Source organism: Alphaproteobacteria bacterium LSUCC0684 (assembly GCA_041228335.1).
Lineage (GTDB): Bacteria > Pseudomonadota > Alphaproteobacteria > Puniceispirillales > UBA1172.
The window spans coordinates 157,531-179,712 of sequence record CP166130.1; the positions used below are offsets into that span (position 1 = coordinate 157,531).

The following is a 22,182-nucleotide window of genomic DNA, read 5'->3' on the forward strand; positions in this document are numbered from 1 at the left end:
GGTGTAGATATGGTTTTTGGTATTCAGGCCGCCGCGTATATTTCGGCAACAGTTCTTTTTATTCTGTCTCTTGGCGGGTTGTCCAATCAGGAAAGCGCCAAACGCGCGGTGTGGTACGGCATTATCGGGATGACCATAGCCGTGCTTGCAACCGTGGCTGGCCCATCGGTACCGTTGAGCATGGTGCTGATTGGGGCGATCGTCATCGGAACGATCATCGGGGCTGTTGTCGCCATGCGGGTGGAGATGACCGGCATGCCGCAACTGGTGGCGGCGCTGCATTCCTTCGTCGGTCTTGCCGCTGTCTTCATCGGGATCAATTCTGATCTGACGGTGCATGATTTTGCAAGCCAGGCCGAGCGGATCATCCATGAAGTGGAAATCTTCCTCGGGGTGTTCATCGGTGCGGTGACCTTCACCGGCTCGATCATTGCCTATGGGAAACTTGCTGGCAGGATTGATGGTAAGGCGCTGATCCTGCCTGGCCGAAATCTTCTCAATATTGCACTTGTTGTGGTGTCGCTTGTTCTCATGGTCATGTATATGAACCATGCCGGATCATGGACGCTATATGTCATGACGGCCCTTGCGCTTGTGCTTGGTGTGCATCTGGTCATGGCGATTGGCGGCGCGGATATGCCGGTGGTTGTCTCGATGCTCAATTCCTATTCGGGCTGGGCGGCGGCGGCGACAGGCTTCCTGCTTGGCAATGATCTCCTGATCGTTACCGGGGCACTGGTAGGCTCTTCCGGCGCGATCCTTTCCTACATCATGTGCAAGGCCATGAACCGCCATTTCGTGTCGGTCATCCTTGGCGGATGGGGAGATGCCAAAGGGCCTGCCATGGAAATTGAAGGTGAGCAGATCGCCATCGACGCCGATGGTGTTGTGGCGGCGCTTGATGACGCCGACAGCATCATCATCGTGCCCGGCTACGGGATGGCCGTGGCCCAGGCCCAGCAGTCGATCTCCGAGCTAACACGGCGGCTGAGGGCGCAAGGCAAGAACGTTCGCTTTGCCATTCATCCGGTGGCAGGGCGTCTGCCCGGGCACATGAACGTGCTGCTCGCCGAGGCCAAGGTGCCTTATGATATCGTCCTTGAAATGGACGAAATCAACGAGGATTTCCCGAATACCGATGTGGTGATCGTGGTGGGATCGAACGATATCGTCAATCCGGCCGCCCAGGAAGATCCCAATTCCCCGATTGCCGGAATGCCGGTTCTGGAAGTCTGGAAGGCAAAGCAGGTCTTTGTGTCCAAACGTGGACAGGGCACGGGATATTCCGGGATTGAGAACCCGCTTTTCTTCAAGGAAAATACACGCATGTTCTATGGCGATGCCAAGGCCAGCGTCGATAATCTGCTCTCACAGATATCCTAAGCCTAAAGAAGTCAAATTAAAGAAGGCGAGGGAGACCTCGCCTTTTTCCTCTTCAGGTTTCGGGTCGGGCGGGGTGACGGAAGGTTCAGGCCATTTCCTCGCCGCGGCGCGTCAGCATGCTCATTGAAATCCGGTCTTCAACTTCGAAGCCAAGGCTTTCGTAATACCGCCTCAAGGCCATGTTGTTGCCTCGAACCTGGAGGTTGACCTTGACCGCCCCCATGTCTTCAAGTTTGGCGATGGCCGCATCAATCAACTCCTTGCCATACCCTTTGGCGCGATGGGCCGGGTCCACCGCCATGGCGTTTATCCAGCCGCGATGGCCGTCATAGCCAGCCATGACCGCGGCAACGATACGTCCCTTATCTTCGCCAACCAGCAGACCTTCGGCCTGAAAGGATTTTTTTTGCGCAAGCATGGCTTTGGGCTCGTTCCAGGGGGGATCATCCGGAAATACACGTTTCCAGAGCGCGCATACCGCCTCTTCATCGCTGTCATCGTAGCTTCGTATATGGATCGAATCAGTCATGATCGTAAGTATAAGGCCGAAATCGCAAATTCCGAAAAAGAAAAAGCCACCCGGGGGGTGGCTTCATCCGACAGTTTTACAAAACCTGATGTGGAGAATTCCAGGAAACTAGAATCCTTCACGTTCCATGCGCTTGCGCATGAGCTTGCGAACACGGCGGGTTGATTCGGCGGCTTCCCGGGCGCGACGCTCCGATGGCTTTTCATAGGAACGACGGTTTTTCATCTCACGGAAAAGTCCTTCGCGCTGCATTTTCTTTTTCAATACGCGCAGGGCCTGATCAACATTATTGTCCCGAACGGTTACGAACACTGGCTTTCACATCCTTTCAGATGGATAAATGGTTATGGCCTTGTGGCCGGAAGCGCCTCTTATACCATACTTGATCTGGATGGCAAACCCTAAAGCCTGATCCAGGCTGTGACGGATTAGGACTTCCAATCCCCGGCCCCCGATACTATATAAATAGGACAAGGAGAGTGATAATGGCTGATACAGATAAGGATGAACTTGTCCGCGCGATGCTCATCCATGTGCCTTTTGATGGCTGGAGCGATGCTGCAATAACTGCGGCAGCCCAGGAATGTGGCATCAGCGATGATGACGCGCGCACTCTCCTGCCAGGTGGCCCGATCGATGCCATTGATCACTTTACCCATCTTGCTGACCAGGATATGGCCGTGGCACTGGACCAGCTTGATCCGCGACCAACGGGCATCACATCGATCATCCGTGAAGCCATTCTGTGCCGGCTGGATGGTGCCGCCCCGCATCGTGAGGCGGTGGCCACAGCATTGCGGATTCTTGCCCGCCCGCCACATGCACCGCTGGCGGCAAAAACGCTTTACCGTACCGTGGACCGGATCTGGCGGCTGACCGGAGACGGCGCGGTTGATTTTTCCTTTTACACAAAACGGGCGACACTTGCTGGTGTCTATTCGGCGACGCTTCTTTACTGGGTGGCCAACCCGTCGGCGGATCGTCAGCGGATGGAGACGTTTCTTGACCAGCGGCTGCGCGAAGTCGCCCTCATCCCGAAAATTACCGCACCGGCTCGGAAAGCCGCGGCGATGGGGCTCAAGATGGCGGGCCGGATGTTCAGCCGAATGCCGATGCGGCATTCCAGCTGATCCAGCGTCCTTTCATCCATCCCCCGGAAATTGACCGTTACAGACCATAACCCATGCCCATCAAGATTCAACATGATCTGCCGGCGCGATCGGTACTTGAAGATGAGAACGTGGATCTCATCATTTCCGATGCCGCGCTGAAACAGGATATCCGCCCGCTCAGAATTCTTCTGCTCAACCTGATGCCGAAAAAGAAGGAAACGGAGATTCAGTTCGCCCGGCTTCTTGGTAACTCGCCCCTGCAGATTGAGCTTACCCTCATGGCGACGGCGAGCTACACGCCCAAGAATACCGAACCCGGCTATCTCAGGCGCTATTACCGCAGCCTTGATGATATCAGGGATGAATATTTCGATGCCATTCTGGTCACCGGGGCACCGGTGGAAACGCTGCCCTTTACGGAGGTGAACTACTGGCCCGAACTCAAGGAAATCTTTGACTGGTCTCAACAGCACTGTTTCCGCCGACTTGGGATCTGCTGGGGGGCGCAGGCTCTGCTCTATCATTTCTACGGGCTTGAAAAGCATCAGCTGGAAAGCAAGGTCTTCGGCATCTACGATCATCTGGTGACCGAGAACACCTCTCGTCTGATGAAAGGGTTCACGGATCTGTTCCCCATGCCGGTATCACGCTACACCACCAATCTGCGGGATGAGATACTGGCCATCCCCGAGCTTGACCTTCTGGCTGAAAGCCGCGATTCCGGCCCCGGCATGGTGCGCGACAGCAAATCAGGGGATATCTTCATTTTCAATCATCTGGAATATGACGCGGAAACACTTGGTGCCGAATATAGCCGGGATAGTGAAACCGGCCTCGGGACAGCCTTGCCGGTGAATTATTTTCCGGGCGATGATCCATCAAGGCCCCCAACAAATTTCTGGCGGCCGTTTGCCTATCTTTTCATGACAAACTGGATCCATGATCTCTATCAGGCCACGCCGTTTGATCTTGAAAAACTGGCCGAGCGCTGAAGGCTGATCAGCTCAACTGCCGGGTGATATGGGCCATCTTCCGGCCCGGGCGTGCGGCCGCCTTGCCGTAGCGGTGAATATAGGCGCCAGGCTGCCCCATCGCTAAGTCAAGTTTTTCCATATCCTGGCCGAGGATGTTTTCCATCTGCCAGACCCCGGTGGCTTTGGTTGAGCCAAGGGGAAGGCCCGTGATGGCGCGCACCAGCTGGGCAAACTGGCTTGTCTCGGCGCCTTCAATCGTCCAGTGGAAGGAATTATGCGGGCGCGGTGCCATCTCGTTGAAGATGAGCCTGTTGTCTTTTACGAACATTTCCACCGCCAAGAGCCCGGTCAGCGCAAGATGATCGGCAAGCGCCAGTGCCGCCTCACCCCCTTCACGAACCAGCGCGAGAGAGACAATGTCTCGATCCGCCGGTGCCGTCGATGTATCGAGAATTCCGGCCTTATGGGTGTTGAGGCTTGGCGGGAAAAGAGCGGTCTCACCATTTTCGGTGCGGGCAATCAGAAAACTGACCTCGGCAATGAAATCGATCCGCTCTTCAAGAATGCAGTCATCCGACCGGAGGGCATCAAAAGCCTGATCGGCTTCGCCTGCCGCCATCACCGGCATCTGGCCTTTGCCGTCATAGCCGAAGCGGCAGGTTTTGAGAATGGCTCCATTGGGCATGTCGGCCAGCGGTTCTGCGATCTGGTCGGCCCGGGCGATGGCCGCAAAACGCGGCGTCGCTATCCCCAGTTTTGCCGCGAGCGATTTTTCGGCAATCCGGTGCTGGGCGACGCGCAATGCCTCAGCCCCGGGGCTGACCGGCCGCCTTTGGCCGAGAAACTCCATGGTCTCGGCGGGGACGTTTTCAAATTCGCTGGTGATCGTGTCCACGCTATCGGCAAAAGCGGCGAGCGCATCCTCATCTTCATAGGCTGCGCGTGTGGAGGTCATGGCAATATCCGTTGCAGGGGCATCACCTTCAGGGGCAAAGACATGGCAACGATAGCCGAGTTCTGCTGCCGCGATGGCGGTCATCCGGCCGAGCTGGCCACCGCCCAAAATGCCAATGACTGATCCTTCGGGAAGCACTAAGCTCGTAGCACTAGTCATCCTGGGGTTCTTCCATGACCCCGGCTGTCTGGTCCTGACGCCAGCGGGCGAGTTTCTCGGCGATACCGGTATCGTCGAGGCTGATGATGCTGGCGGCCAGAAGGCCGGCATTTGCCGCCCCGGCCTTGCCGATGGCAAGCGTGCCGACCGGAACGCCGGCGGGCATCTGAACAATCGAAAGAAGCGAGTCCATCCCCTTGAGGGCAGCGGATTCAACCGGCACGCCGAGAACCGGCAGCGTCGTATGGGCCGCGATCATGCCCGGCAGATGAGCGGCCCCGCCTGCCCCGGCGATAATCACCTTGATCCCTCTGGCGCGGGCTTCTTCGGCATAGGTTGCCATCCGTTTTGGCGTGCGATGGGCAGACGTGATCTTTTTCTCATAAGCGATGCCGAACTGGTCCAGCATCTCTGCGGCATGACGCATGGTTGGCCAGTCGGATTGGCTGCCCATGCAGATACCTACGCAAATTTCAGATGCCCCCATATTCCTGTGCCTCGACTGTTTTTTCGTAAAATGCGACTGTAATTCAGGCGATGATATCTGGCAACAGCCGCTGGTGCAGCTGGCGTATTTCATCCTTGATGGCCAGTTTGCGTTTCTTGAGCCGCTGGAGCTTGATCATGTCGCATGAAGGGTTGCGCGCCATGTCCTCGATCACTTCGTCAAGGTCACGGTGCTCAAGTGTTATCTGCTCCAGTTTTTTTCGCAGCATCTCCTGCTGCTTTGCCAGATCGTTGCTTTCGTCCATGATTATCGGATACCTGATCCGTTACCGGTCTAGGCGAACTCCACCCTTAATTGACTTGCACCAGACTGTATGAACAGCCAGAATAATGACTTCCGCTGACCGGAACATGAATATTATACGAGAATTGAGGCGCTTTGACCATGACTGATCGTTTTGATGAGATTACCGCCGCCGCCAAAGCAGATCCGCAAGCGTTCTGGGCGGAAGCGGCAGAGGATATCACCTGGATTGAACCTTACAACCGCATCCTCAATGACGATAACCCCCCTTTCTATCGCTGGTTTGAAGGTGGCAAGGTCAATACCTGCCATAACGCCATTGATGTTCATGTTCAACATGGCCGCGGTGATCAGCCGGCCCTGATTTACGACAGTCCGGTCACCAATACAAAGGCAAGCTACACTTATGCCGAAATGCAGCAGAAAATCGCGCATTTTGCCGGGGTGTTGAAGTCCCGCGGTGTCGGCTATGGCGATCGTGTCATCATCTACATGCCCATGATACCTGAGGCGATTGTCGCCATGCTGGCCGTTGTCCGTATTGGTGCCGTGCATTCGGTTGTGTTCGGCGGGTTTGCCGCCAACGAGCTGGCCAAGAGAATTGATGACTGCACGCCGAAACTGATTGTCTCGGCATCCTGCGGGATCGAGCCGAGCCGGGTGGTGGAATACAAACCTCTCCTCGATGAAGCGATCGACTTGAGCAAACATAAGCCTGAGTACTGTATCGTCTTTCAGCGTGAGCAGGTTATCGCTCCCCTCATTGATGGGCGTGATATCGAATGGCATGAAGCGCATGAAGGTGTCGCGCCGGCGGATTGTGTGCCCGTGGACAGCAGTGATCCCTGCTATATTCTCTATACATCCGGCACAACCGGTGTCCCCAAGGGGGTGGTGCGCTCCACCGCCGCCCATATCGTGGCCCTCAAGTGGTCCATGAAAAATATCTATGATACCGATCCGGGGGATGTTTTCTGGGCGGCATCGGATATCGGCTGGGTTGTCGGCCATTCCTATATTGTCTATGCGCCACTGTTTGCCGGGTGCACTACCGTCCTCTATGAAGGCAAGCCGGTCGGCACGCCCGATGCCGCGGCTTACTGGCGTGTTATTGCCGAGCATAAGGTCAGGGTGATGTTCACGGCGCCAACGGCTATCCGGGCCATCAAGAAAGAAGATCCCGATGGCGCGTTGCTGAAGAACCATGACCTCAGCCATTATCGGGCCCAGTTTGTCGCCGGTGAGCGCTGTGATCCGGATACGCTTGAATGGCTGCAACGCCATCTCGGGGTGCCGGTTATTGACCACTGGTGGCAGACGGAAACCGGCTGGTCCATTGCGGCCACCTGCCTTGGTATCGATAAATCCCCCGTCAGGGTGGGGAGCCCGGGGCGCGCGGTCCCAAGCTGGGATATTCAGGTGCTGGATCCAGCAGGTCATCCGGTTGCCGCTGGCGAAATCGGGGCGATTGTGGTCAAACTGCCCATGCCGCCGGGAAGCCTGCCGACGTTATGGAACAACGATGATCGCTTTAAGGAAAGCTACATGGCGGAATATCCCGGCTATTACAAGACCGGTGATGCAGGATACCTCGATGAAGACGGATATGTCTATGTCATGTCCCGCACAGATGACATCATCAATGTCGCAGGCCATCGTCTTTCCACCGGCGGGATGGAAGAAGTTCTGGCAAGCCATCCCGATGTGGCGGAATGCGCCGTTGTCGGGGCGGCGGATGCACTCAAGGGGCAGGTGCCGCTTGGTTTTCTGGTGCTGAAGGCAGGCGTCAATCGCGCCGGGGATGAGATCATCGCCGAATGCGTCAAGATGGTGCGTGAACGGATCGGCCCGGTAGCAGCCTTCAAGGAAGGGGTCATTGCCCAGCGTCTGCCGAAAACACGGTCAGGTAAAATCCTCCGCGGCACGATGCAGAAAATCGCGGATGGAGTGGACTATCCGATACCGGCTACGATTGATGATCCCGCCATCCTAGATGAGATCACGATTGTTCTTGCATCTATCGGTTATCCCCGCAAGGGATAGGGGCTGAAACCTAGGGCAACTCGGAAATGTTTGCCACCTGATCTTCGGGTGCCTGAGGTGTGCCGCCTGATTTCTCGATCGCCATATCCAGATCCTGCTGGCTGCACAGCCCGAGCATGACCGGATGCTTGGCTGAAATATTGGCAATATTCCAGTGGGAACGGTCCCTGATCTTGCCGATCGTATCCTTAGTGGTGCCGATCAGTTTTGAAATCTGGCTATCCTTGATATTTGGATGATGCTTGACGATCCAGGCAATAGCGTCGGGCTTGTCGCCGCGGCGGGCCAGGGGCACATAGCGCGGCCCTTTGGTGCGGGCCGTCGGCTCGGGCAGGGCAGAACTCTCCCGGCTGAGCCTGGCAGAAGGATCAGCTTCGCAGCGCTTGATCTCATCTTCGGACAACTGCTTGTTCAGGATGGGATTATAGCCCTGGATGCCGGCGCCGACATCCCCATCAGCGATGGCCTGAACTTCAAGATCATGCAAAGCACAGAAATCTGCAATCTGAGCAAAGGTCAATGCGGTGTTATCAATCAGCCATACAGCGGTGGCTTTTGGCATAAGCAGATCAGACATCGTGGCTCCTGGACAAATAGGTTTTGGCGCGGTCGGCGCCGGAGTGAACATCTCATACACTATAAATAGGGATTGCGTCAAAAAATTGCAAAGATTTCGGCCTCGTCCTAGACTGGTATTTCATTCGAGCGATGGAGGGGATCATGGAAGATGAATTTGAAGCCTTCAGGCCAGCTCATCCCCCGGGAGAGCTGGAGCGTTGGAATATTGAAGATCTTAACGCCTATAAACTGCGCCTGCTGGAGGAAGTTCGCCGCATTGATGCTGTTCTGGATGGCAAGGGCGATGTACGTTCGGCGGCCGAAAACCTGTTCAAATCCTAGATATATAAGAGGGAGTTTTCATGCCAGGATATGCTGTTTTTGTTACCGGTGCCACCAGTGGTATCGGGCTTGGGATTGCACGGAAACTTGCGTCGGCCGGTCATCATGTCGCGTTCAATGGTCTTGCGGATGCCAGCACGGTTAACGCCGTCAAAGCTGAACTTGCCGGTCTAGGCGCTGAAAGCTGCCATTATTTTGATGGTGATATGCGCGATGCCGGGGCGATCCGCGCGATGATGGCGGAGGCCGAAGAAGTTCTGGGCCGGATAGACGGGCTGGTGAACAATGCCGGGATCCAGCATGTTGCCCCGATTGAGACATTTCCACCCGAAAAATGGGACGAGATCATCGCGGTAAATCTGTCGGCAAGTTTCCATACCATTGCCGCGGTGCTCAAGGGGATGAAAGAGAGGAACTTTGGCCGGATCATCAATATCTCATCGGTGCATGGGCTGATCGCATCAGTGAACAAGACGGCCTATATCGCCGCCAAGCACGGGCTTGTAGGCCTGACAAAGGCGGTGGCGCTGGAGGCGGCGACGTCCGGGGTTACCTGCAACGCGATCTGCCCTGCCTGGGTTCGGACCCCGCTGGTGGAAGCCCAGATCGAGGCACGAATGGCGGCCAATGGCACCACCCGTGATGAAGAAGCCCGCGCCATTGTTGGTGAACGTCAGCCCAATGAGCGGTTTGTCACGGTAGAGGAAATCGGTGATCTGGTCCGGTTTCTCATCGAAGGTGAGGGGGCGGCCAGCATAACCGGCACAGCCATGCCAATCGATGGTGCCTGGACTGCGCAATAAATTACCCGGGCAAGCGAAAACCTCGAATGCCCGCTATCCTCTCTCATCGGCGGTAGTATCTCCAGGAAGAGGCAGGAGCCGGTCCGGGAAAAAGGGCGTGATCGCAACCCCTCCTGATAGGTAGACACGACTTTCCTCCCGCAGATATTCCAGCCTGAGCGAGGCCAGTCCAAGACATCCTTCACCATCGCGGACGGTATCAAGAAGAAGCCCGGCCTGCTTTCCTTCCACCTCTATGTCTGCCGGGGCATCAATCATCCGGTCGGCATGTACAGGAACATAGCTCCGCTTCACCAGGCCGCGATAGCGGGTCCGCGCCGTGACTTCCTGGCCGACATAGCAGCCTTTCTCAAAACTGATCCCGTTGTTAAGGTCCAGTCTTGCCTCGAGTGGCAACGCCTTCTCGGAGGGAAGATCGCGGCCGCCTTCCGGCACGCCGTGACGCCAGCGGAACCTCTTCCAGTCATCAGTATCCCCGTCGGCAGGAAGGGCGGGATCGCCGTAAAGGCGGAAGACATCTTGGGCAAAGCGTTCATCTTTGAGGCCGGCGCCATTGATGCTGGCATGGACAGGCAGGTCAGTCTCTTCAAGATCAAGCTTGCGCCGAAGCCGGAAGAGCTTGAACCGCCGCAGGAGATCACCTCGCCCATTTGTATCACATTCGATCAGAAATCCGCCGTCATCACGGCTGATGAGCAGATCATGAAGAATACGCCCCTGCGGGGTGAGCAGGGCCGCGGGCCGCACCATTCCTTCAGGCAGACCGCAGATATCCGCCGTCACCAGATCGTGAAGAAATTCCGCAGCCTCAGGTCCGCGGATCGAGATCAGCCCCCGTTCGGGCAGAAAACAACGAGAAGGTTCAGCCATCGAAACGTACCATGCCATTATAACGGCGAAGATAGAAATGCTTTTCCCCGGCCCAAAAACACCGCGACGCATCCGGTTTCGCTTCTATATAATCCGCCAGTTGAGTGGTGTGGAAAACCTGGGTGCAGCCAATGAAACGAATGCCGATGGTGCCGGGGGTGAATTCCGCCTCCCCTTTCCTGTTGCGGGTGACCGTGATGGCAGGGGCATCTGCCCTGAAACACTGGCCGGCGCGCTGTTTCTTGCAGGCATCCGTCTCCGTGCTGTCGATGACCTTGATATAGGTAACCGTGTTTCCTTCAAAGATGAACCCGTCATCATCCAGCATCGCGCAACCATCGCCGGGCGGGCTGGTACGTGACGCGAATTCACACTCGAACCAGATGCCGTTCCACGAGTTCGCGGTATCCGATGATCCGGCAAGGGCAGGTCCTGCAAAAAACGCCATGGCAAGGCCAGGCATTGCAAATGAAATCAGCCAGTTTGAGTTTTTCAGTCCCATCATCTCTCCGGCCATCCTGATCATGCTTTTGTTTTTACCGCGATGAGGCCGAATGTTCCAGCCAGCAACGGGACAATACCCAGCACAAGAAGCAACGCGCCGAACGGGTAGCCGCCATCGATCATCAGTCCAAGCGTAACAGGCGACATCGCCGATGCAAAGACCATCAATGCCGCGGTGATCGCCTTGATGCCGCCAAGATGCCTTGTGCCGTAGATTTCCGCCCAGATCGGGGTTGCCACTGTATGCACCAGCCCCTGGATCAGCCCGAAGACGATGAAATAGAGATAGATCATCACCCCCGGCCCGACCATGTAAAGAAGGCAGGGGATAAGCGTGATGGACATCACCGCAAAAGGGGTTGTTCTGGCGCTGGTGAAACGGTCAGCGACCCCGCCACCGAGAAAGGCGCCAAGGATGCTCATGCTGGCGTAAAACGCGTATCCGCTGACCCATAGATCAAGCGCGACCATCTTCTGCTCGGCGATATAGAGTTGATGGAAAAAGAGCCCGGTTGAGGTGAAACTTGGTGCCATCACGATGCCGGTGAGCATCCAGAACCGCCAGTGCAGGAGCATCTCTTTGCGTGTCCAGTGCTGGCCGTCACGTCCAGCCGCCATCGCGTCCACGCCGCCGCCATCCTGGCCTTCGCGGCGCTCGGTCAGGGAAAGTGCGGCCGGGATCATGACGATCAGCACCGTCGCCGCCGTGATCTGCCAGACCTGCCGCCAGTCATAGAGCGTCAGCAGGGCAAAAGCGAGTATAGGCAACAGAAATTCCGACACCGGATGCCCGAAAGTGGCAAAAGCCAGCGCCCGGCCACGTTCCGCCACATAGCGCCGTGTCATGGCGGTGGCGTAAAGATGGGTCATCATCCCCTGGCCGCTGAGCCGCAGGAAATAGATCCCCGCCGCCAGCATCGCAACGCTGCTGACAAAAGAAAAGAACAGCGCGGCCAGCGCAAGACCAAGAATGATCGCCGTGGCGATTATCCTGAGCCGGATCGTATCCACCAGCCGGCCGAGCGGGATAAGGGTGGCGGCGCTGGCCAGCGTGCCGATGGCGTAGAGCGTGCCGAATTCCCCGTGGCTGAGCGCAAGATCTTCACGGATCACGCCTGAAAAAAGGGAGATATAGAATGTCTGCCCCGGGCCTGAGAAAAACGCGAGGAGGAAACCGAAAAGAAGGAATCTCCATTGATCGAGGATAAAGTCTTTCGAAGGGAAGATCGACGACATGTCGGGGCGGCCTTGATCAATCGGGCGGGTTGGAGAAAAAACGGCTGCAGCCCCGGCGCGGCGTTACATGGCCGGAAGCTTGGGGACATACTGCACCTAAACCCGGCCCCTGCCAAGCCTGCACGCGATTGACCTGATACCTTTATTGGAAGGAGCCCGCGAAACGGTATGAAAAGGCTGGTGCTGCTGAGTTATTCATTTTTGCATAATGAAATCAGTGGCTCGCATGCAAGCCAGGTATCTGCAATCAATTTCAAGGACTCTGGTGTATGGATTTTGGGGCAATCATTATGTTTAAAACTGATCCCAATCCCAAACTGGAAATTAGACTTATGGGAAATAAACACATCATACAACGCATCCAACCATTGGGGTTGAAACTTGGGTTGAAACTTTTGCTCTTGGCGGCTTCCAGCGCCAGTGACTAATGCTGTGCGCAGGTCAAAACGCAGTATTGCATCCTCATCTGGGACGGCCCCTTGTGACTTGTAGCGTCTCTGATACCCGCCGACCTTGGGCGTGGCCTTTTCATTATCGCGCAGAATATGATCCATCTTATTGAGAATCATTAAGCATACGTCTCTAAACCCGTCTTTCCCCAGTTCTTTAAGACGTTTCCTGGGCGGTCCGTTAAGCCCGTTAGGAATCGTAATCTCAGCCATCACATCCGTTTCACTCAAAGAAAGCGTCAAATGCATAAATTTATCGGAACTCTTTTCTTCTGGACCACTGTTTAACTTGATAATATCCCAGACGCCCCGTTCACGGGAACCTGTGATTGAGGCACGTCCTTTGTGTTCCGGGTCCATACCCAATCGAGTTATAAGATCGGTATTTTCTCGAAGTTTAGCCATTGCTTGTCGAAGCTTCAACTTGGCAACCGAATAGCTATAATCGTTTTCAAATTTTGGAAATCCATCAAACTCTGTGATCGCTGTGTTATGCATCTTTCCATCCTTCATCATGCGTGTTTCCAGCAGTTCAAAGAAATCGGCCGCGTGTTTCGCCCATATTGAAGGTTTCTTGCAAGGTTTCTTGCGTAGCCAAAGATAAATGTCTGACCAGTATAATTCCGTCCATGCTCCAGATTTTGCATTTTCCCTTGTTCCAGGGGTTGGGATTGTGCCAACGATTGTGAAGAAATACATGGAGTTGGATTCCGGTCTGTATTTTTTCGCAATGTCTTCATGTCCTTTCAATTGATTTTCATCAAGGGGCGCCGTGATCTTCGCTTCAAAAACCATGGTAAATTCAGACTTTTCATCGAAAATCCACGCATCTGGTATATTCCGTATATTCCTGGCCTTGCTGTCGCCGTCTGGATAATTTTTAGCCCAAGGATATGTTTGTACGCAAATTTGCAGTTCAGGTGATTTCGGGGGCGAAACACCACAAATATTTTTTATAAAGCAGGCCAGCAGATCTGGATCATTATTCAATGCCGCAAACAGTGCATGAGTAAGTTTATTCTCATTTTGGGAATACTGGTCGAATACATTTCTCAATTTTTTGTCTCCCCTTGAGTACAGATGCTTAATCGCACCCGGGACGGAAACTCGACCTCAAAAGTTGAAAAATACTAAAAGCATAAAAATCACTCTAACGCTGTGCCAGCGCGGTGAGGACAAAGCTTGAAAAAACCTGAAAATTTACCAGCTAAATCAATAGGGTGCTGGTGCTGCTGAATGGATTTGAACCATCGACCTCTCCCTTACCAAGGGAGTGCTCTACCGACTGAGCTACAGCAGCATTGCCGCTTTATTATCAGCACCGGCCGGGGGATGCAAGCCCCTCGTCGCTCCTTGGTTCCAATCCGCCGGTAAAGGGCCCGGAATGTCAGAACGGCAGTTTCAGCAACAGCCGCACAAGACGCCGTGTCCGTGCTGAAAAAAGGGCTTCGGTGAAATAGGCGCCAGCGGCACGTTTGGAAGCTTCGCCATAGGTGGGATAGGGCGCGATATAGGAGGCCATGGCACTGATTTTCAGGCGCTTTGAGATGGCCAGCGCCCAGGGCTGTATCATCTCACCGGCATGGGGGGCAAGAATGCTGGCGCCAAGAATAAATCCCTTTTTATCCGTAAGGGCAATGATGCGGCCTTCACCGCGCCGTTCCGCCCGGGCACGGTCATTTTCGGCAAGAGACGAGCTGACAGTCCGGTAGGTGATATTGCGGGCCTTTGCGTCAGCCTCGCCAAGACCGACATGCGCAAGTTCAGGGTCCGTATAGGTGACCCAGGGCATGATGGCATCATCAACCTTTGCCGGAATTCGGAAGAGGATATTCCGGATCACGATCCCCGCATGATAGCTCGCCGCATGGGTGAACTGGTGGCGCCCGGCCGCATCGCCCATGGCATAGACGCGCCGGTTGCTGGATCTGAGGCGCCGGTCGGTGATGATGCCGGCACGATTGTGATCAACTCCAGCCGCCTCAAGATTGAGCCGCTCAAGATTGGGCTTCCGGCCTGTTGCCACCAGCAGATGACTTCCCCGAATGGCATCATTCCCCTCAAGCTCAACCCGGATGGCACCTGCCTTGCCGCCAACCGCGGTAACGCCGACGCCTTCGATCAGCGTAATCCCGTCTTCAGTTAGGCATCGCCGAAGTGTGTCCACGAGATCGGGATGATCCCGGATCATGATGGAAGGGGCAGCTTCGATGAGCGTCACCTTCGACCCGAGCCGCTGATGCGCCTGCGCCATTTCAACCCCGATCGGGCCGCCGCCGATAATGATGAGATGTTCGGGCAGGGTGCGATCTGCAAAAATCGTCTCATTGGTATGAAAGGGGATATCGGCAAGACCGGGGATGGGCGGGACAAGCGGGGAGGATCCCGTGGCGATGACAAACCGTTTTGCCCGAACTGTATAACCGCCTCCGGTTACGGTATCAGGGCTCGTAAAACCGGCATAGTCTTCGATAACCTTGACCCCGAGCCCGCGGAACCTTTCCGGCGAATCATGTGGGGCGATCCCGGCAATGACATCGGCGACATGGTCCTTGACGGCGGCAAAATCCACCTCGGCCGCCGCCCCCTTGATCCCCATGGCCGCATTGCCTCTGGCCGATTTGGCCATTTTGGCCGCCGCCAGCATCGCTTTTGACGGAACACAGCCGTAATTGAGGCAGTCACCCCCCATGCGATGCCCCTCGAAAAGCATCACATCGGCCCCCATCTGGACAGCGCCCGCCGCCAGGCTGAGGCCGCCGGAGCCGCCGCCAATGATGCAGATATCCGTAGTCAGGGTTTTCACAGCGACGCATCCTTTCGGGATTTGATGAATTTCACCACCATCGGCACCAGCGCAAGGCATCCCAGCGCCGTCAGCGGCAGGATGATCTCAGGCCGGGCAAGGCTGCTTGTATCCGGTGTCCGGCCACTGGCGAGCACCGTGTCAAACCCGCGCCCGACCCAGATATAGACCGAGGTGCCGGGGAAAATGCCGATAAAGGTGGCGAAAAGGAAATCTCTTGTCTTCATCCCCAGTGCCGCCGGCACAATATTCACCACCCAGAAAGGGGCCGCGGGTATCAGCCTCAGCGCCAGGAGCCAGAGAAAGGGGGACTGGTCAAACCCGGCCTTGATCCGCGAGATGAACGGCCCGGCCTTGCGGGTCAGGCTGTCGGCCAGTGCGCCCTTGGCCGCGAGAAAAAGGATCAGGGCCCCGGCGGTGGCCGACGTTACCACCAGCAGCACGGCCGGCCAGCCGATGATCGCGCCGCCCGCAAGTGTCAGGAGCGTTGCCACGGGCAGCGAGAAGGCCACGGCCAGCGTATAGGCCAGCATGAACCCGCCCCAGGCCAGGATTGTGTTCTCCGCAACCCAGGAGGTGATTGCCGTGTAATGCTGGCTCAACGCAGCAAAACTGAAAATATCATCAAGATCAAAGGCAAAGAACAACACGAGGCCAAGAAGAAGTATCCCCAAGGGGAGAAGACGCCGCAGCCGGTGCGGCTGCCGATGTTCCGGGGATGTATCTGATACAGGTGACATAACACGTTCCCATATGATCGCGTCTACCCTAACGAGCCCCTTGATCTGCGGCAATTCACAAATCCGTGAAGGGTGAAGCCATAATTCTGACATGACGCCATGCTAGGGAAAATTCTTGGCCTTTGATATGGCAAAGTTTATGGTGATCACGAACAATATGAATATATGTGCCATGACCGACAAGAACCAGGGCGAGCAGTGCCCTAACTCCCAGGCTCAATCCGAAAGGCAGAAGCGTGAATCTCGCCTTGCGGAAGCGTTGCGGGCAAATCTCCATCGCCGCAAGGCGCAGAAACGCGGGCGTCATGCCAGTGACATCGCCGCCGCCGGAAAAGATAAGGAAAACAGCAATGGATAAGCTCCGGATTGAAGGTGGCACGCGACTCGAAGGCAGGATTGCCATTTCCGGAGCCAAGAACGCGGCACTTCCCCTGATGGCAACCAGCCTCATGGCTGAAACACCGCTCGTGCTGGAAAATCTCCCGGAACTTGCCGATACCGATTGCATGGCTGAACTGCTTGATCATCTTGGCATCAGCAGCACGAGAGAGGGGGAGACCGTCACCTTTTCCCCAAATGCGGCACCGGTGACCTTCGCGCCATACGATATTGTCCGCAAGATGCGGGCATCGGTGCTGGTGCTTGGCCCGCTTCTGGCACGTTTTGGCGAGGCCCGGGTTTCCATGCCCGGTGGCTGCGCCATCGGCACAAGACCGGTGGATATTCATATCATGGCCATGAAAGCTCTTGGCGCCAGGGTGGAACTTGAAGACGGGTATGTCGTTGCGACGGCACCCGATGGGCTCAAGGGGGGTAAGATCACGTTTCCCTTTGTCAGCGTCGGGGCCACGGAAAATGCGCTGATGGCGGCCGTGCTTGCAGATGGCACCAGTCGGCTGGTCAACGCGGCAAGGGAGCCGGAAATCACGGATCTTGCCGACTGCCTTAATGCCATGGGGGCGAAAATTACCGGCCATGGGTCCGGGACCATCGAGGTTGAAGGGGTCAGCAGCCTCAAAGGTTGCCGCCATGCCGTGGTGGCTGACCGTATTGAAGCCGGGACATTCGCGCTGGCAGCTGCCATGACCGAAGGGGATATCACGCTCACCGGATGCCAGCCGCAGCATCTTGGGGCATTGATTGAGGTCATGCGTGCGAGCGGCGCCCAGATTGATTTAATGGCGACCAGTCTGCGGGTGCGAGGGCAGGGCAGGCCAAGGCCGGTTAACGTCACCACCGCACCCTATCCCGGGTTCGCGACCGATCTTCAGGCCCAGTTCATGGCGATGATGTGCATTGCCGATGGAACGAGCGAAATTTCAGAAACGATTTTTGAAAACCGTTTCATGCATGTCCCTGAACTGGTTCGCCTTGGGGCTGATATCCAGGTATCGGGGGGGCTGGCCCGGGTTTCCGGTGTTGAGCATCTTCTCGGTGCTCAGGTGATGGCGACCGATCTTCGCGCCTCGGTTTCGCTGGTTCAGGCAGGTCTGGTGGCCAGAGGCACCACGGTGATCGGCCGTGTCTACCACCTTGACCGGGGCTATGACAGGCTTGAAGAAAAACTCTCCGCCTGTGGAGCCCGGATCACGCGGGAACGAGGATAGAAGATCATGACAGGCAGTGACATGAGCAAGGGCGGCGCCCCCGGAACGGATCTGGCCAGGCTGATCGTCAAGGATGGTGAAGATCTCAACGTCCTGTCCTCGCTTTTGCAGGATGCCACGGTATTGATCGGTGATATGGGGTATGATGCAGGCGAAGGCCAGTTTCTTTTTGTGGCCGCCCGGCACCTCAGGGAATCATCGGGGGAGATGCGGCGACGGCTGATGGGTGTTCATATCGGCGGGGTTCAACGCCTGCAGCGACGGGGTTTCTCCCCGAAAGACCGTGATGATGTGCTTATTCTGCTTGCCATCCGCGCTGAAGGCACCATGCTTGAGGTAATATTTTCCGGTGCGGCAACAGTCAGGCTTGAATGTGACGGAATAAATGTTTATGCCGCTGATCTGGGGGAAGGTTGGCAGACACATTTTCAGCCTGCCCACGACGTGGATGAAGGCTGAACGGGATCAGCCCGGGACAGATGGTCAGGGATCAGACATGACGGAAACATCACCATTGAACATGGCCGGAACGGGCAGGGGCACAAGCCTGGTGCTGGCATTGCCGAAAGGGCGTATCCTCAAATCTATCCGTCCGATCCTGAAACATGCCGGGATCGAACCTGAACCGGGGTTTTTTGATGAAGGCGACCGGCGGCTCAGATTCAGCACCGAAGCCGAGGGGGTGGAGGCGATAAGGGTGCGGAGTTTCGATGTCGCCACGTTCATTGCCTTTGGTGCCGCGCATATGGGTGTTGCTGGCTCCGATGTGCTGATGGAATTTGATCATCCTGAAATCTACGCGCCGGTTGATCTTGGTGTCGGCGCCTGCCGGATGGTTGTCGCAAGCCCGGCCGAAGAGATCAGGAAAGAAGACCCCCGCAGCTGGAGTCATGTCAGGGTGGCCACCAAATATCCCAATGTCACCCGTCGGCATTTTGCCGCAAGGGGGGTGCAGGCGGAATGCATCAAACTCAATGGCGCGATGGAACTTGCCCCGGGTCTGGGCCTGTGTCGGCGGATCGTCGATCTTGTCGAAACCGGTTCAACGCTGAAAGCCAACGGCCTCGAAGAGGTTGAGGAAATTGCCCTTGTGTCCAGCCGTTTTGTCGTCAATCGCGCCGCCTGGAAAACCAGACCGGCGGAGATCAGCGGCTGGGTAAGCCGGATCAGGGAGGCGGTTGATGCCGGTTAGGCTCAATACCAGCGATGCCGGGTTTGAGGAGGCGTTTACCTCCCTCTTGCAATCGAAAAGGGAAGATGGCGCCGATGTCAGCGCTACCGTCTCCGCCATCATTTCCGAGGTGATTTCCCGTGGCGATGAGGCGGTACTTGAATTCACGCATCGTTTTGATGGGATCAGGGCGGACTCCATGGCTGATCTTCGCCTGGATGGTGATGCCATGGCGGCAGCCTATGATGCCATCGACGATGATCTTCGCGCAGCCCTGACCGTGGCCGCGGACCGTATCCGCCGCTTTCACGAACGCCAGCTGCCAGAGGATATCAGCTATACCGATGATCAGGGGGTTGATCTCGGCCTTCGGCACACACCGGTGGATGCGGCCGGGCTTTATGTTCCGGGTGGCAAGGCCGCCTACCCTTCATCGGTGCTGATGAACGCAATACCGGCTCTTGTTGCCGGGGTTCAGCGCCGGGTGATCGTGGTGCCGGCCCCGGATGGCGACGTGCCTGCCATGGTGCTGGCGGCGGCGCATATCGCCGGGATATCGGAGGTCTGGCGGATCGGCGGCGCCCAGGCGATCGCCGCGCTGGCCTATGGCACGCAATCTATTGCGCCGGTGGATAAGATTGTCGGCCCCGGCAATGCCTATGTTGCCACGGCAAAACGTCAGGTCTTCGGCAAGGTGGGGATCGACTCCATCGCCGGGCCATCCGAAATTCTGGTGATGGCCGATGGCCGGAACAATCCGGACTGGGTGGCCATGGATCTTCTCTCCCAGGCTGAGCATGACGAAGCAGCCCAGGCCATTCTCATCACCGATGATGCGGGCTTTGCCAATGACGTCGCCGATGCGGTCAGCAGGATTCTGCCCGGGCTTGAACGGGCCGCGGTGGCCGGGGCTTCCTGGCGGGATCACGGGGCGATCATTACCGTTGCCGACTGGCCCGAAGGAGCTGAGCTTGCCAATCGCATCGCCGCCGAGCATCTTGAGATCATGACCGAGGATCCTCAACATATCGCTGCCATGATCCGCCATGCTGGGGCGATATTCCTTGGCCGCTGGACGCCGGAAGCCATTGGCGATTATGTTGCCGGGCCGAACCATGTTCTGCCGACGGCGCGGACGGCCAGATTCTCCTCCGGTCTCGGGGTGCTTGATTTCATGAAGCGGACGACCACCGTCCGCTGTGATGCGGATGCGCTGGCCGAAATCGGTCCGGCGGCGGTGACCCTCGCCCATGCCGAAGGGCTTGAAGCGCATGGTCTTTCCATCTCAAGGCGGATGAACAGGTGATGAGATGAGCGGCGCTCCATCACATCCGGATACCTGCCGGATTGTGCATATTCGGCTTGATCAGGCCGATGCGCCGCGGCTTTCACCTGAAGCCGAGCATGAGCGTTCAATCGCGATTTATGATCTCATTGAAGAAAATTACTTCACGCTGGCCGAGGTTGAGGGCCCGTACCACCTTGTGCTGAGATCGGATTCACGCCACATCCATTTCGATATACGGACTGTTGATGATCAGCCCATTGCCGGGTTTTTTCTGGCCATGGGGCCCTTGCGTCGGGTGATCCGTGACTATCACATGGTTTGCGAGAGCTATTACGATGCGATCCGGACCAAATCACCCTCCCAGATTCAGGCCATTGATATGGGTCGGCGGTCGCTCCATAACGAAGGCTCTGCCATATTGCAGGAACGCCTGGAAAACAAGGTGGTCATGGACAAGGACACATCCCGGCGACTGTTCAGTCTTGTCTGTGTTCTGAGGCTGAGAGGATAGAATGACGACAGCCCCCGCTTTCCCCGGTACCGTGCTTTTCGCCTGCACCCATAACATGATCCGTTCGCCCATGGCCGAAGGCATCATGAAACAGCTCTACCCCAACCGTGTTTTTGTTGATTCCTGCGGGATCAACGCCGGGTCAAGCGACGGGTTTGTCATTGCCGTGATGCAGGAAATCGGGATTGACATGACCGGGCATGAGCCAAAATCCTTCAGCGATCTTGATGATGAGTTCTTTGATCTGATCATCTGTTTTTCCGAAGATTCCTATAAGGTGGCAGCCGAGCTTGCCCGCACCAGATCAACCGAGGTCGAGTACTGGCCTGTTTTTGATGCAGGTCTTGCCAGCGATAACCGTGAAGAACGTCTGGCGGCGTATCGTCTTGTTCGTGACCGGATCCACGAACTTGTTCGGGAAAGGTTCAGCACCTGAAGAGACTTTGCGCAACAAAAGGCTTGACCAGATTGCCCTGGTCCGTCACAAAACAGCAGGATTAACGATAAAAAAAGGTTCTTCATGGCCAAGGAAGATGTCATTGAATTTTCTGGTACGGTAACCGAACTGCTGCCGAACGCAATGTTTCGGGTAAAACTGGATAACGATCACGAAGTGCTTGCCCATACCAGCGGCAAGATGCGGAAAAACCGGATCCGGGTGCTTGCCGGAGACCGGGTGAATGTTGAAATGACGCCTTATGACCTGACCAAGGGACGGATCACCTTCCGTTTCAAGTAAAACCCCTGCCGGATCGGGGATGTTGATAATGCCCAAGGCAACCCCAAAACTGGTTCTGGCCTCTGCCTCGCCCCGGCGGCAGGAACTTCTCGCCCAGATCGATATTTTCCCCGATAGAATTGAGCCTGCGGATATTGATGAGACGCCGCATGCCAATGAGTCTCCCAGAACATATGTCCGCCGCATGGCCGAAGAAAAGGGGCGTTCCGCCGCGATGCGAAATCCCGGTGATCTGGTGCTGGCGGCGGATACGGTCGTTGCGCTTGGTCGCCGCATCCTTGGCAAGCCTGCAACCCGCGATGAGGCGGAAAGATATCTTCGCCTGCTTTCCGGCCGCCGCCATCAGGTGCTGACCGCTGTTGTATTGATATCCCCGAAGGATGGCAAACCGGCCTGCCGGACAAGCGCCAGCACCGTGCGTTTTCTCCGTCTTGGCGATGATGCGATCACCCGGTATCTTGAGACAATGGAATGGCAGGGCAAGGCCGGCGGCTATGCCATCCAGGGTCAGGCCGCCCGCTTCATTGATTTCATCAGCGGGTCTTACAGCGGTATCGTCGGTCTGCCGCTCGCGGAAACTGCCCGGCTGCTTGAGGGGGCAGGGTATCGCCCCACCCGCCCGGATTGAGGCTCTCTCTCGGCATGGAGGTGG

General features: G+C 56.4%; 27 protein-coding genes and 1 tRNA gene. 15 read left to right on the plus strand and 13 right to left on the minus strand.

The features are described 5' to 3' along the window. The first annotated feature begins 9 nt into the window (after positions 1-9). Positions 10-1,383 (plus strand): NAD(P)(+) transhydrogenase (Re/Si-specific) subunit beta, encoded by a 1,374-nt coding sequence (locus AB8880_00695; GenBank protein ID XDZ65945.1) that lies wholly within the window; start codon positions 10-12, stop codon positions 1,381-1,383. Positions 1,384-1,468: 85 nt separating this feature from the next. On the opposite strand, the gene AB8880_00700 is transcribed toward AB8880_00695, so the two are convergent. Then, a complete protein-coding gene (locus AB8880_00700; protein XDZ65946.1) occupies positions 1,469-1,912 on the minus strand; it encodes a GNAT family acetyltransferase in 444 nt (147 codons plus the stop codon). A gap of 108 nt (positions 1,913-2,020) precedes the next feature. Then, positions 2,021-2,224 (minus strand): 30S ribosomal protein S21, encoded by a 204-nt coding sequence (gene rpsU / locus AB8880_00705; GenBank protein XDZ65947.1) that lies wholly within the window; start codon positions 2,222-2,224, stop codon positions 2,021-2,023. Between the two features lie 173 nt (positions 2,225-2,397). Here rpsU and AB8880_00710 point away from each other — a divergent pair, with 173 nt between their 5' ends. Together AB8880_00710 and metA are read left to right on the plus strand one after the other, a co-directional pair. Continuing rightward, positions 2,398-3,042: a COQ9 family protein gene (locus AB8880_00710; protein XDZ65948.1), complete on the plus strand. Its 645-nt coding sequence runs from the start codon at positions 2,398-2,400 to the stop codon at positions 3,040-3,042. 53 nt (positions 3,043-3,095) lie between these two features. Continuing rightward, positions 3,096-4,016, plus strand: coding sequence for a homoserine O-succinyltransferase (gene metA, locus AB8880_00715; protein XDZ65949.1), 921 nt, complete (start codon positions 3,096-3,098; stop codon positions 4,014-4,016). 7 nt (positions 4,017-4,023) lie between these two features. On the opposite strand, the gene AB8880_00720 is transcribed toward metA, so the two are convergent. The 3 genes from AB8880_00720 to AB8880_00730 all read right to left on the minus strand — a co-directional run bounded on the left by AB8880_00720 (position 4,024) and on the right by AB8880_00730 (position 5,864). Beyond that, positions 4,024-5,112 carry a 5-(carboxyamino)imidazole ribonucleotide synthase gene (locus AB8880_00720; protein ID XDZ65950.1) on the minus strand — a complete coding sequence of 363 codons (1,089 nt, stop codon included), beginning with the start codon at positions 5,110-5,112 and terminating at the stop codon, positions 4,024-4,026. Then, on the minus strand, positions 5,105-5,566 hold the full coding sequence (gene purE / locus AB8880_00725) for a 5-(carboxyamino)imidazole ribonucleotide mutase (GenBank protein XDZ65951.1): 462 nt from the start codon (positions 5,564-5,566) through the stop codon (positions 5,105-5,107). Before purE ends, AB8880_00720 begins: the two co-directional genes overlap by 8 nt. Before the next feature lie 76 nt (positions 5,567-5,642). After that, positions 5,643-5,864 (minus strand): YdcH family protein, encoded by a 222-nt coding sequence (locus tag AB8880_00730; protein XDZ65952.1) that lies wholly within the window; start codon positions 5,862-5,864, stop codon positions 5,643-5,645. 140 nt (positions 5,865-6,004) lie between these two features. On the opposite strand from AB8880_00730, the gene AB8880_00735 reads away from it, so the two are divergent. Next, a complete protein-coding gene (locus AB8880_00735; GenBank protein ID XDZ65953.1) occupies positions 6,005-7,906 on the plus strand; it encodes a propionyl-CoA synthetase in 1,902 nt (633 codons plus the stop codon). A gap of 10 nt (positions 7,907-7,916) precedes the next feature. Here AB8880_00735 and AB8880_00740 read toward each other — a convergent pair whose 3' ends face one another. Then, positions 7,917-8,483, minus strand: a complete 567-nt coding sequence (locus AB8880_00740; protein ID XDZ65954.1) for a DUF1013 domain-containing protein — start codon at positions 8,481-8,483, stop codon at positions 7,917-7,919. A 143-nt stretch (positions 8,484-8,626) separates the two neighbouring features. Between AB8880_00740 and AB8880_00745 the strand changes: the two genes are divergently transcribed. Both AB8880_00745 and AB8880_00750 read left to right on the plus strand, forming a co-directional pair. Then, the gene (locus AB8880_00745) at positions 8,627-8,806 is read left to right on the plus strand and encodes a DUF1192 family protein (GenBank protein ID XDZ65955.1); all 180 of its coding nucleotides are present in this window, start codon (positions 8,627-8,629) and stop codon (positions 8,804-8,806) included. 20 nt (positions 8,807-8,826) lie between these two features. Further along, positions 8,827-9,609 (plus strand): 3-hydroxybutyrate dehydrogenase, encoded by a 783-nt coding sequence (locus AB8880_00750; protein ID XDZ65956.1) that lies wholly within the window; start codon positions 8,827-8,829, stop codon positions 9,607-9,609. A 33-nt stretch (positions 9,610-9,642) separates the two neighbouring features. On the opposite strand, the gene AB8880_00755 is transcribed toward AB8880_00750, so the two are convergent. The 7 genes from AB8880_00755 to AB8880_00785 all read right to left on the minus strand — a co-directional run bounded on the left by AB8880_00755 (position 9,643) and on the right by AB8880_00785 (position 16,214). Then, a complete protein-coding gene (locus AB8880_00755) occupies positions 9,643-10,479 on the minus strand; it encodes a folate-binding protein YgfZ (GenBank protein XDZ65957.1) in 837 nt (278 codons plus the stop codon). Continuing rightward, positions 10,472-10,984, minus strand: coding sequence for a hypothetical protein (locus tag AB8880_00760; GenBank protein ID XDZ65958.1), 513 nt, complete (start codon positions 10,982-10,984; stop codon positions 10,472-10,474). Before AB8880_00760 ends, AB8880_00755 begins: the two co-directional genes overlap by 8 nt. A gap of 17 nt (positions 10,985-11,001) precedes the next feature. Beyond that, on the minus strand, positions 11,002-12,219 hold the full coding sequence (locus AB8880_00765; protein ID XDZ65959.1) for an MFS transporter: 1,218 nt from the start codon (positions 12,217-12,219) through the stop codon (positions 11,002-11,004). A gap of 191 nt (positions 12,220-12,410) precedes the next feature. Next, positions 12,411-13,724 carry a hypothetical protein gene (locus AB8880_00770; GenBank protein XDZ65960.1) on the minus strand — a complete coding sequence of 438 codons (1,314 nt, stop codon included), beginning with the start codon at positions 13,722-13,724 and terminating at the stop codon, positions 12,411-12,413. Positions 13,725-13,892: 168 nt separating this feature from the next. Next, a tRNA-Thr gene (locus AB8880_00775) sits at positions 13,893-13,968 on the minus strand. An 87-nt stretch (positions 13,969-14,055) separates the two neighbouring features. After that, positions 14,056-15,474 carry an NAD(P)/FAD-dependent oxidoreductase gene (locus AB8880_00780; protein XDZ65961.1) on the minus strand — a complete coding sequence of 473 codons (1,419 nt, stop codon included), beginning with the start codon at positions 15,472-15,474 and terminating at the stop codon, positions 14,056-14,058. Next, a complete protein-coding gene (locus AB8880_00785; protein XDZ65962.1) occupies positions 15,471-16,214 on the minus strand; it encodes a TVP38/TMEM64 family protein in 744 nt (247 codons plus the stop codon). Before AB8880_00785 ends, AB8880_00780 begins: the two co-directional genes overlap by 4 nt. Before the next feature lie 172 nt (positions 16,215-16,386). Between AB8880_00785 and AB8880_00790 the strand changes: the two genes are divergently transcribed. The 9 genes from AB8880_00790 (at position 16,387) to AB8880_00830 (ending at position 22,158) form a co-directional block, all read left to right on the plus strand. Further along, positions 16,387-16,572, plus strand: a complete 186-nt coding sequence (locus tag AB8880_00790; GenBank protein XDZ65963.1) for a hypothetical protein — start codon at positions 16,387-16,389, stop codon at positions 16,570-16,572. After that, on the plus strand, positions 16,565-17,821 hold the full coding sequence (gene murA, locus AB8880_00795) for a UDP-N-acetylglucosamine 1-carboxyvinyltransferase (protein ID XDZ65964.1): 1,257 nt from the start codon (positions 16,565-16,567) through the stop codon (positions 17,819-17,821). The genes AB8880_00790 and murA overlap by 8 nt, the downstream gene beginning before the upstream one ends. Positions 17,822-17,827: 6 nt before the next feature. Then, a complete protein-coding gene (locus tag AB8880_00800) occupies positions 17,828-18,280 on the plus strand; it encodes a DUF2948 family protein (protein ID XDZ65965.1) in 453 nt (150 codons plus the stop codon). Between the two features lie 37 nt (positions 18,281-18,317). Continuing rightward, entirely contained in the window at positions 18,318-19,013 is a 696-nt protein-coding gene (gene hisG / locus AB8880_00805) for an ATP phosphoribosyltransferase (GenBank protein XDZ65966.1), read from the plus strand. After that, positions 19,003-20,298: a histidinol dehydrogenase gene (hisD, locus tag AB8880_00810; GenBank protein XDZ65967.1), complete on the plus strand. Its 1,296-nt coding sequence runs from the start codon at positions 19,003-19,005 to the stop codon at positions 20,296-20,298. The genes hisG and hisD overlap by 11 nt, the downstream gene beginning before the upstream one ends. A 4-nt stretch (positions 20,299-20,302) precedes the next feature. Further along, on the plus strand, positions 20,303-20,791 hold the full coding sequence (locus AB8880_00815; GenBank protein ID XDZ65968.1) for a UPF0262 family protein: 489 nt from the start codon (positions 20,303-20,305) through the stop codon (positions 20,789-20,791). A gap of 1 nt (position 20,792) precedes the next feature. Continuing rightward, entirely contained in the window at positions 20,793-21,227 is a 435-nt protein-coding gene (locus AB8880_00820) for an arsenate reductase ArsC (GenBank protein XDZ65969.1), read from the plus strand. Between the two features lie 84 nt (positions 21,228-21,311). Next, positions 21,312-21,530, plus strand: coding sequence for a translation initiation factor IF-1 (infA, locus tag AB8880_00825; protein XDZ65970.1), 219 nt, complete (start codon positions 21,312-21,314; stop codon positions 21,528-21,530). A gap of 28 nt (positions 21,531-21,558) precedes the next feature. Further along, the gene (locus AB8880_00830) at positions 21,559-22,158 is read left to right on the plus strand and encodes a nucleoside triphosphate pyrophosphatase (GenBank protein ID XDZ65971.1); all 600 of its coding nucleotides are present in this window, start codon (positions 21,559-21,561) and stop codon (positions 22,156-22,158) included. Positions 22,159-22,182 lie beyond the last annotated feature (24 nt).

Excerpts from the sequence above, each read along its gene's own strand:
- AB8880_00695 (XDZ65945.1), top strand. The coding sequence starts at position 10 with ATGGTTTTTGGTATTCAGGCCGCCGCGTATATTTCGGCAACAGTTCTT.
- AB8880_00700 (XDZ65946.1), bottom strand. The coding sequence starts at position 1,912 with ATGACTGATTCGATCCATATACGAAGCTACGATGACAGCGATGAAGAG.
- AB8880_00710 (XDZ65948.1), top strand. The coding sequence starts at position 2,398 with ATGGCTGATACAGATAAGGATGAACTTGTCCGCGCGATGCTCATCCAT.
- metA (XDZ65949.1), top strand. The coding sequence starts at position 3,096 with ATGCCCATCAAGATTCAACATGATCTGCCGGCGCGATCGGTACTTGAA.
- AB8880_00720 (XDZ65950.1), bottom strand. The coding sequence starts at position 5,112 with ATGACTAGTGCTACGAGCTTAGTGCTTCCCGAAGGATCAGTCATTGGC.
- purE (XDZ65951.1), bottom strand. The coding sequence starts at position 5,566 with ATGGGCAGCCAATCCGACTGGCCAACCATGCGTCATGCCGCAGAGATG.
- AB8880_00730 (XDZ65952.1), bottom strand. The coding sequence starts at position 5,864 with ATGGACGAAAGCAACGATCTGGCAAAGCAGCAGGAGATGCTGCGAAAA.
- AB8880_00735 (XDZ65953.1), top strand. The coding sequence starts at position 6,005 with ATGACTGATCGTTTTGATGAGATTACCGCCGCCGCCAAAGCAGATCCG.
- AB8880_00740 (XDZ65954.1), bottom strand. The coding sequence starts at position 8,483 with ATGTCTGATCTGCTTATGCCAAAAGCCACCGCTGTATGGCTGATTGAT.
- AB8880_00745 (XDZ65955.1), top strand. The coding sequence starts at position 8,627 with ATGGAAGATGAATTTGAAGCCTTCAGGCCAGCTCATCCCCCGGGAGAG.
- AB8880_00750 (XDZ65956.1), top strand. The coding sequence starts at position 8,827 with ATGCCAGGATATGCTGTTTTTGTTACCGGTGCCACCAGTGGTATCGGG.
- AB8880_00755 (XDZ65957.1), bottom strand. The coding sequence starts at position 10,479 with ATGGCTGAACCTTCTCGTTGTTTTCTGCCCGAACGGGGGCTGATCTCG.
- AB8880_00760 (XDZ65958.1), bottom strand. The coding sequence starts at position 10,984 with ATGATGGGACTGAAAAACTCAAACTGGCTGATTTCATTTGCAATGCCT.
- AB8880_00765 (XDZ65959.1), bottom strand. The coding sequence starts at position 12,219 with ATGTCGTCGATCTTCCCTTCGAAAGACTTTATCCTCGATCAATGGAGA.
- AB8880_00785 (XDZ65962.1), bottom strand. The coding sequence starts at position 16,214 with ATGTCACCTGTATCAGATACATCCCCGGAACATCGGCAGCCGCACCGG.
- AB8880_00790 (XDZ65963.1), top strand. The coding sequence starts at position 16,387 with ATGACCGACAAGAACCAGGGCGAGCAGTGCCCTAACTCCCAGGCTCAA.
- murA (XDZ65964.1), top strand. The coding sequence starts at position 16,565 with ATGGATAAGCTCCGGATTGAAGGTGGCACGCGACTCGAAGGCAGGATT.
- AB8880_00800 (XDZ65965.1), top strand. The coding sequence starts at position 17,828 with ATGACAGGCAGTGACATGAGCAAGGGCGGCGCCCCCGGAACGGATCTG.
- hisG (XDZ65966.1), top strand. The coding sequence starts at position 18,318 with ATGACGGAAACATCACCATTGAACATGGCCGGAACGGGCAGGGGCACA.
- hisD (XDZ65967.1), top strand. The coding sequence starts at position 19,003 with ATGCCGGTTAGGCTCAATACCAGCGATGCCGGGTTTGAGGAGGCGTTT.
- AB8880_00815 (XDZ65968.1), top strand. The coding sequence starts at position 20,303 with ATGAGCGGCGCTCCATCACATCCGGATACCTGCCGGATTGTGCATATT.
- AB8880_00820 (XDZ65969.1), top strand. The coding sequence starts at position 20,793 with ATGACGACAGCCCCCGCTTTCCCCGGTACCGTGCTTTTCGCCTGCACC.
- infA (XDZ65970.1), top strand. The coding sequence starts at position 21,312 with ATGGCCAAGGAAGATGTCATTGAATTTTCTGGTACGGTAACCGAACTG.
- AB8880_00830 (XDZ65971.1), top strand. The coding sequence starts at position 21,559 with ATGCCCAAGGCAACCCCAAAACTGGTTCTGGCCTCTGCCTCGCCCCGG.